We start from the raw sequence: 13,720 nt of genomic DNA, 5'->3' as shown, positions 1-13,720 counted from the left end.
GTCGGTGTTCCTCGAGGTGGTCGGCCGCGAGCAGCTCGCCGCCCTCGACACCATCCGCATCGTCTCGACCACGGGTGAGGCGTTGCCGCCCGCGGTAGCGGCACCCGTCCGCGAGATCTGGCCGGACGCATGGTTCTTCAACCTGTACGGTCCGACCGAGGCCGCGGTGGAGATCACCTTCGAACGCATCCACTCGGTTGCCGCCGACGATCCGACCGTGCCGATCGGCATCCCGGTGTGGAACTCCTCTGCCGTCGTGCTCGACGCCCGGTTGCGCCGGGTGCCCGCCGGTGTCCCCGGTGAGCTCTACCTCGGTGGCGTGCAGCTCGCCCGCGGTTACGCGGCCCGCCCGGACCTGACCTCCGAACGGTTCGTCGCCGATCCGTACGGCGAACCGGGTTCGCGGCTCTACCGCACCGGCGACCTCGTGCGCCGGCGCCCCGACGGCGTCCTGGAGTACCTGGGACGCACCGATTTCCAGGTCAAGCTCCGCGGCCAGCGCATCGAGCTCGGCGAGATCGAGGCGGTCATCGCCTCGGCTCCGGGCGTCGTCCACGCCGCGGCGACCGTGGCCACCGCACCCGGCGGCGGGGAACACCTCGTCGGCTACCTGGCGGGTGTGCCGGGTGAGCACATCGACCTGGACAGGGTCAAGGCCGTTGTCGCCGAGGCACTTCCGGGCTACATGCGACCGACCGTGTGGATGCCGGTGGACGACATCGCGCTCAACACGGCAGGCAAGATCGATCGTCGTGCGCTGCCGGAACCGGTCTTCACCGCGGGCGAGTACGTCGCCCCCGCCGGTGAGGCGGAGGCCGCGGTCGCCGAGGTGTTCGCCGACATCCTCGGTGTCGATCGCGTCAGCGTGACCGACTCGTTCTTCGACCTCGGTGGCAACTCGCTCGCCGCGATGCGGCTCGTCGCCCGCGTGGGCGAGGTCACCGGCACGGAGATCTCGATCCGGGAACTCTTCAACGCCCCGAGCGTGCGTGAACTGACGCGGGTGAGTTCCGGCCTCGACTCCGCACGCGCCCCGATCGTGGCCGTCGAGTCCCGGCCCGAACGGATCCCGCTGGCGTTCGCCCAGCAGCGAATGTGGTTCGTCAACCAGGCCGACACCACCTCGTCGGCCTACAACCTGCCGATCGTGCTGCGGCTGTCCGGTGCGCTCGACACCGACGCGCTGCACGCCGCTCTGATCGACGTGGTGTCGCGCCACGAGTCGCTGCGCACGACGTTCCCGTCGGCCGACGGCATGCCGTACCAGAAGATCAACCGCGCGACGTCGGTCGCGGCCAAGCTGGACTGGCAGGAGGTGTCCTCGCAGGAGGAGATCGAGGCGGCGGTCTCCGCAGGCTTCGACGTCTCGCGGGAATGGCCCATCCGCGCCCGGATCTGGGAGGTGACGCCCGACGAGCACGTGTTCGCGGTGATCACCCATCACATCGCCTCGGACGGGCAGTCGATGACGCCGCTCGTGCGCGACGTCGTGACCGCCTACCTCGCCGAGTCCGCCGACACCGACCCGGAATTCGCCGACCTCGACGTCCAGTTCGCCGACTTCGCGATCTGGCAGCACGAGGTTCTCGGTTCGCCCGAGGATCCCGAGTCCGTGGTGGGCCGCCAGCTCACCTATTGGACCGACCGTCTCGCCGGCCTCCCCGACGTGATCGAGCTGCCCACCGACCGTCCCCGGCCCGCGCGGGCCAGCCAGCGCGGCGGCCGCGTCCTGTTCGGCGTCCCCGCGTCGGTCGGCGATCGCATCGCCGGGTTCGCCCAGGAGACCGGGACGACCCCGTTCATGGTGGTCCACGCCGCACTGGCCGCGCTCCTGTCACGGCTGTCGGCAACCGACGACATCGCCGTCGGCACACCGATCGCCGGTCGCGGGCAGCGCGTGCTCGAGCCGCTCGTCGGCATGTTCGTCAACACCCTGGTGTTGCGGACGACCGTCGACCGCGACCGCGGCTTCGCCGACCTGCTCGACGCCGCCAAAGACGCCGACCTCGCTGCTTTCGCCAACGCCGACGTCCCGTTCGACGTGGTCGCGGATGCGGCCGGGGCCCAGCGGTCGGCAGCGTTCGCGCCCTTCACCCAGGTGTGGCTGACGTTCGACCAGTCGACCCTCCCCGAACTGGCGGGTCCGGATCTCTCGATCGGCGAGGTCGCCGGCCTCCAGGTGAGTTCGGTGACCACCGAGCGCATCCCGGCCCGCGTCGACCTGCTGGTCGCGCTCTCGCAACCGGCCGGGTCCGAGGACTGGTCGGGTGCGATCACCTACGCGACCGATCTGTTCGACGAACCGTCGGTGGCGCGTCTCGCCGAGCAGCTGGTGACGCTGCTGACCGAGGCCCTGGCGGAGCCCGAGATGCCGCTGCGGCAGATCCCGCTCGGTGAGACGACCATGTCGGTGGCCGAACTCGCCCGCGCGGCAGCGCAACCGGAGCCGCAGAAGACGGTCTCCATCGCCGACTCCGATGCGGTCGTCACCGGTGGGGCCGGCACCGAGCCGGTGGTCCTCGCCGACATCTTCACGCAGGCCGCCACCAAGTGGGGACCCCGTCAGGCCGTCGTCGACGCCGACAACGTGATGCTCTCCTACGCCGAGCTCGACGCCCGGTCGAATCGCCTGGCGCGCTGGCTGATCGAACGCGGTATCGGAGCCGAGACACTGGTCGCGCTGGCGATCGGGCGGTCGGCGCAACTGCTCACCGCGATCTGGGCGGTGGCCAAGACCGGTGCCGGTTACGTGCCCATCGACCCGGACTACCCGGCCGACCGCGTGGCGAACATGGTCGAGGACTCCGGTGCGATCCTGGGCCTCGCGGTCGACGCGTCCGGCGACTTGCCGGGCGACAGGTTCGACTGGGTCCGGCTCGACGACGCCGGGGTGGCGGCGGAGATCGCCGCGCACTCCGAGACGACCGTGCCGGAATCCGAGCGCCTCGCGCCGGTCCGGGTGAGCAACATCGCCTACGTCATCTACACGTCCGGTTCCACCGGGCGCCCCAAGGGTGTCGCCGTGACGCACTCGGGCCTGGCGAACTTCGCCGCGGAGGAGATCCGCCGGTCCGGCGCCGACGAGTACTCGCGGGTCCTCGGCTTCGCCTCGCCGAGCTTCGACGCGTCGGTCCTGGAGTACCTGCTCGCGATCGTGTCGGGCGGCGTGCTCGTCTACCGGTCCGCCGAGGCGGTCGGCGGGCCGCCGCTGCAGGACCTGATGATGCGTCAGGCCATCACCCACACCTTCCTGACCCCGACCGTGCTCGCGACGATCGAGCCGCAGGCCGTGCCTGCGCTCCGCGTCGTCTACGCCGGTGGTGAGGCGGTGCCGCAGGCACTCAAGGACAGTTGGGCGCCGTTCCGTCGCATCCAGAACCTCTACGGTCCCACCGAGACGACCATCGGCGTGACGATCAGCGCGCCGATGGCGGTGGGGGAGCCCGTCGCTCTCGGCGGCCCGCTCGCCGGCGTCGGCCTGATGGTGCTCGACGCGCAACTGCGCCCGGTGCCGATCGGGGTCGCGGGTGAGCTCTACGTCAGCGGGGGTGCGCTCTCGCGCGGCTACCTCGACCGTCCGGGACTCACCGCCGACCGGTTCGTGGTGAACCCGCACGGGCATCCGGGGGATCGCATGTACCGCACCGGCGACATCGTGCGCTGGCGGCAGGACTCGACCGGTGCACCCGTCCTCGAGTACTCCGGTCGCAGCGACGACCAGGTGAAGCTGCGCGGTCTGCGGATCGAACTCGGCGAGATCGAATCCGTGCTGGCCGAACACCCCGGCGTCCGATCGGCAGTCGTGATCGGTGTCGGCGGTTCGGTCGCCACCGCGCTCGCCGCCTACGTGGTGGCCGTCGACACGGGCTCCGGCCCCGCCGAGCTCGACGCGGCGGAGCTGAGAAGCTTTGTCGGCGAACGCCTCCCCGCGCACATGGTGCCGGCATCGGTGGCGGTGCTCGACGCGCTCCCGTTGACGCCGGTGGGCAAGCTGGACAAGGCCGCCCTCCCCGAACCGGTCATCGAGGTCGGCGAGATCGTCGAACCCGAGACCGAGCAGGAGGCCGCGGTCGCCGCGGTGTTCGCCGACGTCCTGGGACTCGAACGGGTCAGCGTCACCGAGTCGTTCTTCGACCTCGGCGGCAACTCGCTGTCGGCCACCCGTGTGGCGGCCCGGGTCGGCGAGGTGCTGGGCGTCGAGACCTCTGTCCGTGACCTCTTCGAGGCACCGACGGTGCGCGCGCTGGTCGGCGAGGTGTCCGGTCATGCCGAGGCCCTGCCTGCGATCGTCGCGAATCCGCAACGGCCCGAACTGGTCCCGTTGTCGTTCGCGCAGCAGCGGATGTGGTTCATCAACCAGTTCGACCCGTCGTTGCCGACCTACAACATCCCCGTGGTCCTGCAGGTGGCCGGACCGCTCGACATCGACGCGCTGCGGCTGGCGATCGTCGACGTGATCGAGCGGCATGAGGTCCTGCGCACCACGTTCCCGTCCGTCGAGGGCGTGGCGTATCAGCTCGTCGCACCGCGCGAGCAGATCGCCGACCGGCTCGACTGGGAAGTCGTCACCGACCAGCGTCGCCTCGAGGCCGCGGTCACCGCTGGCTTCGACGTCGCCGCGGACTGGCCGATCCGCGTGCGGGTCTGGCAGATCGCGCCGGATCGTGCGGTCGTCGCGGTGGTCGTGCACCACATCGCGGCTGACGGCGAATCGATGAACCCGCTGCTGACCGACGTGCTCACCGCCTACGACGCACGGGTCTCGGGAGGCGCACCCGACTTCGAACCGCTCGAGGTGCAGTTCGCCGACTACGCGCTCTGGCAGCACGACGTCCTCGGCGACGGGTCGGACCCCGACTCGGTCGTCGGTGCCCAGCTGTCCTACTGGACAGACAAACTCGCCGATCTGCCCGAGGTCCTCACGCTGCCCTTCGACCGGCCCCGACCGCTCGTCGCATCGCAGCGCGGTGGCCGCGTGGCCGCGGCGATCCCGGCCGAGATCGGCGCACGGATCCGCGACCTGGCGCGCGAGGCCGACGCGACCCCGTTCATCGTCGTGCACGCCGCGCTCGCCGTGCTGCTCGCGCGGCTGTCGGCGAGCGAGGACATCGCGATCTCCACACCGGTCGCCGGGCGCGGCCAGCGGGTGCTCGATCCGCTGGTGGGCATGTTCGTCAACACCCTGGTGTTGCGCGCCCGGGTCGATCCGTCGATGTCGTTCGCCGACCTGCTCGATCAGGCGCGCGAGACCGATCTGGAAGCGTTCGCCAACGCCGACGTCGCCTTCGAGATGCTGGTCGAGAAGCTCAACCCGGTTCGGTCCGAGGCGTTCGCGCCCCTGGCCCAGGTGATGCTCACCTTCGGCCAGACGGCCCTGCCCGAGATGGGTGCGGACACCGCGCCCGCAGCCGTCGCCGGGCTCGACATCGAGCCCATGCCGCCGATCGAACCACCGGCGAAGGTGGATCTGACCTTCGGCGTGACGGTTCCCGACGACGAGGCCGACTGGCCCATCTCACTGGTCTTCGCCCGCGACCTGTTCGACGAGGATACCGTGGTGCAACTGGCCCGGAGATTCGTCGGGCTGCTCGATCAGCTCACTACGCGGACGGAGGCGCCCGTCGCCGACGCGGCCCTCCTCGAACCCGCGGAGGTCGAAGAGATACTCCGCCGCTCGCGCGGTGCGGACACCGCCATCCCGGCGGGATCGGTGGCCGATGCCATCTCGTTTCGCCGAGCGCGGTCGCGCGACGCGATCGCGCTGACCTTCGCCGACCGTGAGCTGTCCTACGGCGAGTTCGGCGCAAGGGTCGCCGAACTCGCGCGTGAACTGCTGAGTCTGGGCGTCGGCCCGGATGTCGCCGTGGCCGTGTGCATCGATCGCGGTGTGGAGATGGTCGTGGCCGTCCACGCCGTGGTCGCGGCCGGCGGGCAGTACGTACCCATCGACACCGCGGCGCCCGCCGATCGTGTGCGCTACATGGTCGACACGGCCGGGGTGGGGATCCTCCTCGTCGGGCCACGTCCGGTGCAGGCCGACCTCGACGCTCTCGGGGACGAGATCCGCTGGGTCACGGTCGATTCCACGCGTGAGGTGGATCTGTCGACGCCGCCGGTCACCGATGACGAACGAGTGCGTCCGATGCGCGGTGACGACGCGCTGTACACGTTGTTCACCTCCGGATCCACCGGCAGGCCCAAGGGTGTGACGGTCTCGAACGCCGCGGTGATGAACCGGTTGCGGTGGGGTCTGGACGAGTACCCGTGGACCGCAGGCGACCGGATCATCCAGAAGACGCCGTACACCTTCGACGTCTCGGTGCCGGAACTGTTCGGGCCGTTGCTGACCGGTGCGACGATGGTCGTCGCCGAGCCCGGCGGCCATGCCGACCCGCTCTACATCGCCGAATTGGTGGAGCGGTCACAGGCCACCTCGGTGCACTTCGTGCCGTCGATGCTGTCGGTGTTCCTCGATGTCGTTCCCGCCGAGGTGATCTCCGGCCTCGGTACGCTCCGCTGGTTGTTCGCCTCCGGTGAGGCGCTCCCGCCGGGTGTCGTCGCACGTGCCCATGCGCTGCTGCCGCACGTGCAGATCGTCAACCTGTTCGGTCCCACGGAGGCCGCCGTCGAGGTGGCGTATGCCGATGTGACGCAGGCGGAGTCGGTCGTGCCGATCGGGGTGCCGGTGTGGAACACGACGACCTATGTGCTCGATGCACGACTGCAACCCGTGGCCACCGGTGTGCCCGGTGAGCTGTACCTCGGCGGCCATCAGGTCGCCCGCGGTTACGCCGCGCAGCCAGGACTGTCGGCGGAACGTTTCGTCGCCGACCCGTTCGGGCCGCCCGGTGCGCGTCTGTACCGCACCGGCGATCTGGTGCGCTGGAACGCCGACGGCGAGATCGAATACCTGGGCCGCACCGACTTCCAGGTCAAGCTGCGCGGTCAGCGCATCGAGCTCGGCGAGATCGAGTCGGTCGTCGCGGCCGCGCCGGGCGTCGTCCACGCCGCGGTCACGGTCGCCGATGCGCCGGGTGGCGGACAACACCTCGTCGCCTACGTGGCGCCCTCGGGCGTGGACCTCGACGTCCTGCGGGACGCGACGGCCCAGGCACTCCCTGAGTACATGCGTCCGACGCTGTGGATGCGCATGGACGACGTCGTGCTCAACAGTGCGGGCAAGCTCGATCGACGGGCACTCCCCGCTCCGGACTTCGCCGGGCTCGACGCCGACTACGTCGCGCCGGCCGATGCCGTGGAGGAGACGCTGGCCACGATCGTGTCCGGACTCCTCGGACTCGATCGGGTGTCGGTCACCGAGTCGTTCTTCGCGCTCGGCGGCGACTCGATCATGTCCATCCAGCTGGCGTCGGCGGTCCGCGCGGCAGGGTTCACCCTCACACCGCGGGACATCTTCGAGCAACGCACGATCCGGGCGATGGCCCGCGTCGTCGCGGGGGAGGCCCATCGGCTGCCCGCACTCGAAGAACGCGACGGCGGGGCGCGCGGTGCGATGCCGCTCCTGCCGGTCATGTCGTGGATGGTCGAACACTCCACCTCCGCAGCGGATTTCGCGGACTTCTCGCAGTACCGGGTGCTGCACGCGCCCGCGGGCATCACCCCCGAGGCGTTGTCGGATCTGCTGCGCGAACTCGTCGCGATACACCCGATGCTGTCGGCACGACTGATCGAAGACGGCGACACCTGGCGTCTCGAGGCCGGGACGGACCGGCATGCGGACGCCGATTCCGGTGAGGGCACGTCTTCGGCGCCGTATGTGTTCATGCGCCGGTCCGCGTCGACGGTCGACGAGGCCGGTTACGCCGACGACCTGCGTGCCGCTCACGCCGAGGCCTTGGCGCATCTCGATCCGGCGGCCGGCGTCCTCGTGGCGGCCGGCATCGTCGAGGATTCCGCGGGTGCGGGACGGATCGTGCTGGCGATCCACCACCTCGGTGTCGATGCCGTGTCGTGGCCGATCCTCATCGAGGACCTCGTCACGGGCTGGGCACAGCACGTGGCAGGTCGACCGGTCGCGCTTCGTTCCGAATCGACCTCGGAACGTACCTGGACGCATGCGGTCTCGGAACAGGCGCACGGGCGCGATGCGGAGCTGCCGTACTGGCTCGACCGTCTCCCGGCGCGGCCCACCGACCTCGGGGTCGCCTTCGATCACGCACGTGACCGGTTCGCGACCGAGGTGTCGGTGATTCATGCCTTCGACGCCGACGTCACCGAAGCCGCCCTGACCGTCGTGCCGGAAGCCTTCGGCGGCAACGCGAACGATGTGTTGCTCGGTACCTTCGCCCGCGCTGTCCGCGCGTGGCAGTCGGCTCGCGGCATCGCCGACGTCGCACCGGTCACGGTGCTCGTCGAGGGCCACGGCCGACAGGACGACATCGACACGGCCGACGGCAGGCGCGCCGTCGACCTGTCGCGCACCGTCGGCTGGTTCACGACGATCGCCCCGGTCTCGGTCGATCCCTCCGCCGACGTCACCCACGCGGTGAAGTCGGCCAAGGAGGAACGCCTCGGACAGCCCGACGGCGGACTGGGCTTCGGCGTGCTGCGGTACGCCCGGGAGACGGAACTGACGCATCGGCCGCTGCCGAGCATCGGGTTCAACTTCTTCGGCGCCGGACGCGCCGGGCGGGCGAGCGCGCACGAACCGACCGAGGTCATCCCGTTCACCGGAGCACCGGGTGCGCCGGGGATGCCGCCGTCGGTCTCGGGCGCCATGGTCGCCCTGAACCCGTTGAGCGTCAACGTCAGTACTCGTCGCGACGGAGACGAACGCCGCCTCAGCGTGAACTTCACGTTCCCCCGGGCGTTGTTCGACGCAGACGACATCTCCGCCCTCGCCGGGTTGTGGGCGGACGAGCTGGCCTCGCTCGTGCAGCACATCGACACCGTCGGGGACCCCGGACGGTCGCCGTCGGATGTACCGGGCAGCTCGATCACCCAGGACGAACTCGACACCCTCGCGGTGCGGTTCCCCGGTGCCGACGTGTGGCCGCTGACGCCGCTGCAGGCCGGCCTGTACTTCCAGTCGCAGATGACCGCGCGGGAGTCGGCGGGAGCCGACGACGTGGATGTCTACGTCACCCAGGCGGTGCTGCACCTCGGCGGCGACGTGGACCGCCACCGGTTGCGTGCTGCCGCAGAGGAACTGGTCGCTCATCACCGAGTGCTCCGCAGCGCCTACGTGCGTACCGCAGGGGGTGCGCTGGTGGCCGTCGTACCGCCACGGGTGGACCTGCCGTGGACCGACGTCGCCCTCGAGCCCGGGCTCGGCACCGACGATGCCGACCGTCGGGTCCGCGAGATCGCCGACGCCGAACGCATCGCCCCGTTCGACCTCGCGGCCCCGCCGCTGATGCGGTTCGTGTGCGTCGAACGCGGTACCGGGGACGGTGGCGCGACGCTGAGTCTCGTCGTCACGAACCATCACATCCTGCTCGACGGATGGTCGGGACCGCTGGTCCTCGCCGACCTGTTGGCCCTCTATGCCGGCGTCGGGCCGTACACCGCCACACTCGCCGCGCACTCCGATCGCGGGGTCTCCGACTTCGGCGACCACGTGCGCAGGCTCGGTGCCGCCGATCCGGCGGCGGGTCTCGCCGCGTGGCGCGAGGTCCTCGCGCCCCTCGACGAGCCCACCATGGTCGCCGGCGGGGACGAGGCCACCACCAAGGCACTGCCGCGCAATCACGAGGAGTGGCTCGACGCGGAGCTCACCGCCGCGATCAACCGCCTCGCCCGTGAGCGCGGTGTCACGGTCAGCACGATCCTGCAGTTCGCGTGGGCGGTGCTGGTGTCGCGCATGACCGGTGATCAGGTGGTGGCGTTCGGCGAGACGGTCTCGGGCCGCCCGTCGGATCTCGAGGGCGCCGAGGGCATGGTCGGACTCTTCATCAACACGCTGCCGACCGTGGTGGACGTCGATCCGGCGTCCTCGATCGCCGACGTCCTCACCGCGATGCAGGCCGACAAGGTCGCCGTCCTCGACCATCAGCACATCGGGCTCGCCGACATCACCGCACAGGCCGGGATGGGTCCCCTGTTCGACACCCTGACGGTGTTCGAGTCGTTCCCGGTGGACTCCGATTCGCTGTCGACCGCGGACACCTCGCTCGCGGGCGGGCTGCAGATCGTCGGCGTCGACGCCGACGACTCGACGCACTACCCGCTCAATCTGGCCTCGTCGCCGTCCGGCGATCGGCTGCTGTTGAAGCTGAAGTATCTGCCCGCGGCCTTCGCCGAGGAACAGGTCCGGATCTTCGGTGCGGCACTGAGGGAGATCCTGCGCAGCGCGGTCGACGACGCCGATCTGCCGACGTCGGCGATCGCACTGCTGGACGCGGCGACCGCCGCCGAACTCGCGCCCGTGAGCGGGCCGCCGGCGCCGGCGGCACGCCCGCTGGCGGCGGTCTTCGCCGAGGTGGCGGCCGAGCACGCCTCGGTCGTCGCGGTCACCGACGCCGCCGGGGCCGAGCTCACCTACGCCGAGCTCGACGAACGGTCGAACCGACTGGCGCGGTGGCTGATCGGCCGGGGTGTCGGCGTCGACGACGTGGTCGGGCTGGCCGTGGGACGCACCGTGGACCGTCTGGTGGTGCAGTGGGCGGCCGCGAAGCTGGGTGCCGCCTACCTGTCGATCGACCCGACGCTCCCCGCCGACCGCATCGCCCACATGGTGTCCGATTCGGGTGTGCGCCTGATCATCGGGAACCGGCCGGGATCCGGCGGCGACGGCGCGGTGGAGAACGGCGCGGTGCAGAACGACGCACCGTCGGACGACGCGTCGTGGACAGACGTCGGCGAGCTCGCCGAGGCCGTACGCGACGTCGACGGTGGGCCGCTGAGGCCGGCGGAGACCGCGGGCCCGCCGCATCCCGATGCCCTGGCCTACGTCATCTACACCTCCGGATCGACCGGCGTGCCGAAGGGCGTCGCGGTCACCAACCGCGGCGCGCATGCCTTCGCGTCGGCCGAGGTCGAGCGGTTCGGCATCACCGCCGGCTCGCGGGTACTCGGTTACGCCTCACCGAGTTTCGACGCCTCGGTCCTCGAGTGGCTGCTCGCCTCGACCTCGGGATCGACGCTCGTCTACCGATCCGACGACGTCGTCGGCGGGGACGTGCTCGCGGAGTTCCTACGGACGGAGGGGATCACGCACGCGCTGCTGACCCCCGGCGTACTGGCGACCGTCGAAGCCACCGAGCTCCCTGCTCTGCGGGTTCTGGCCTCCGGTGGCGAGGCCGTGCCCCAGCGACTGGTTCAGCAGTGGTCGACGCAGACCGCGTTCCACAACGCCTACGGCCCGACCGAGGCGTCGGTGGCGGTGGCCATCAGCGGACCGTTGGACCCGGACGAACCCGTGCACCTCGGGGGCCCGGTGCCCGGCACCGGTCTGATGGTTCTCGACGCCCAGCTGCGTCCGGTGCCGGTGGGGATGGCCGGCGAGCTGTACGCGACCGGTGTCTCACTGGCCCGCGGATACCTCGGTCGCCCGCGGTTGACCGCCGAGCGCTTCGTCGCATGTCCGTACGGCGATCCGGGCGAACGCATGTATCGCACGGGCGACCGTGTGCGATGGGTGCGCACGGCACACGGTGAGCTGGTGCTGGAGTACCTGGGCCGTTCCGACGACCAGGTGAAGCTCCGCGGCCTGCGCATCGAACTCGGCGAGATCGAGCACGCACTGTCGTCACATGCCGACGTCTCGACGGCCCTGGTGATCGCCGTCGGCGGCTCGGTGGCGACGGCGCTGGCCGCCTATGTGGTTCCTGTCCGGGGCGCGGACGAGGTCGACGTGGCCGACCTCCGCGGCCATCTCGCGGACCGGTTGCCGTCGTACATGATCCCGGCGACGATCACGGTCCTGGAGAGCCTGCCGCTCACCCCGACCGGCAAGCTCGACAAGCGGGCGCTGCCCGTGCCCGAGGCCCGGACCGAGGATCTCGTGGCGCCGGAGACGCCCACGGAGGCCCGGGTGGTCGCGATCTTCGCGGATCTACTCGGTGTCGACGCGGTGTCGGTCACCGGTGACTTCTTCGACCTCGGCGGCAACTCGCTGTCGGCCACCCGCCTCGCGGCGCGTGTCGGGGACGCCCTCGACGCCGACATCGGGGTCCGGGACGTGTTCGAGTCACCGACGCCGCGTGCGCTGGCCGCGCTCGGCGAGCATCGGGGCGGATTGCGAGCACCGGTCACCCGGGTCGAGCCGCGACCGGAGTCGATCCCGTTGTCGTTCGCGCAGCAGCGGATCTGGTTCATCAACCGGCTCGACCCCTCCTCGACGGCCTACAACCTGCCGATCGGGGTCCAGCTCAGCGGGGATCTCGACGTGGTGGCGCTGGCCGCCGCGGTCGACGACGTCGTCGCGCGGCACGAGATCCTGCGGACGACCTTCCCCGCGGTCGACGGTCGGCCCACCCAGGTCGTCCACGACACCGCCGGGTCCGCGGAGCTACCGACGTTGGTCGAGTGCGCGACGGAGGCCGAGCTCCTCGAGGCTCTCTCCGCCGGCTTCGACGTGACGTCCGAGATCCCGGCCCGCATCCGGTTGTGGCGGCGCGACGAGAACACGTGGGTGTTGCTCGCGGTGCTCCACCACATCGTCGGCGACGGCGAATCGATGGTGCCGTTGATGAGCGATGTCGCCGCCGCCTACCAGGCCCGGGCGGCGGGTCGCGCAGCGGATCTGCCGCCGCTGCCGGTCCAGTTCGCCGACTACGCGCTGTGGCAGGAGCGCGAGCTGGGTGCGGTCGACGATCCCACCTCGGTGGTCGGACGACAGCTCGCGTACTGGATGCGCAAGCTCTCCGGGGTTCCCGATGTGCTGGAACTGCCCGCGGATCGTCCCCGGCCGACCGTGGCGTCGCTCCGGGGTGCCCGGGTGGACTTCGAGATCCCTCTCGACGTCGCCACCCGCATCACCACGCTCGCCCGGAAGCGCGGGATGACGCCGTTCATGGTCGTGCACGCCGGGCTGGCGGTGCTGCTCGCCCGGGTCACGGCCACCGACGACATCGCGGTGGCGACCCCGATCGCGGGTCGCGGACGCGCCGAGATCGATCAGCTGATCGGCATGTTCGTCAACACCCTGATCCTGCGGGCCGAGGTCGACCCGGCGATGAGTTTCGACGAGCTGCTCGACGAGACCCGGGTCGTCGACCTCGATGCGTTCACCAACGCCGACGTGCCGTTCGAGACACTCGTCGACCGCCTCAACCCGACCCGGTCGAGGGCCTTCTCACCGCTGGCGCAGGTCATGCTCACGCTGACCAACGCCGGAGCCGGCTCGCCGGTCATCGAGGCCGACGGCCTGCGCGTCTCGGCGCTGGAGTCGCCGGTCACCTCGGCGCAGCTGGATCTGACGGTCGCGGTGGCCGCACGGACGGACCGGTCGTGGTCGGCGTCGATGGTCTATGCGACCGACCTGTTCGACGAGGGGACCATCGAGCTGCTCGCGCAGCGCTTGGTTACGCTCCTCGACGGGCTGACGGCACAGCCGGGGGCGCCGGTGGGCGCGTGCCCGATGGTCACGCCCGCCGAACGGGAGCGGGTGCTCGCGTGGTCGTCGGGCAGGCCGGCGCGTCCGGCGACAGACGGGGTGGATGACACCCTGCCGGGTATCATCGGCCGCCGTCGTCCCGATGCGGGTGGTTCGCCATCGCAGCCGGTCGGCGACGACGGCCTCGGCGGGGATGGCTGA

At 70.8% G+C, this 13,720-nt stretch carries 1 protein-coding gene (cut by a window edge); it reads left to right on the top strand.

What is annotated here, in order from left to right:
* A protein-coding gene (locus tag MAY35_RS10810; protein ID WP_238421309.1) for a non-ribosomal peptide synthase/polyketide synthase crosses the window boundary here: on the top strand, positions 1–13,720 show its 3' end. The gene continues 26,546 nt to the left of window position 1, outside the view; 13,720 of the gene's 40,266 nt are visible here — the last part of the coding sequence; the start codon falls outside the window, past its left edge; it ends in the stop codon at positions 13,718–13,720.

Origin of the sequence: Gordonia sp. 'Campus', assembly GCF_022206305.1 — a bacterium.
Lineage (GTDB): Bacteria > Actinomycetota > Actinomycetes > Mycobacteriales > Mycobacteriaceae > Gordonia.
Note: the sequence above shows the minus strand (reverse complement) of the source record. Positions and strands in the feature narration are given on the sequence as shown.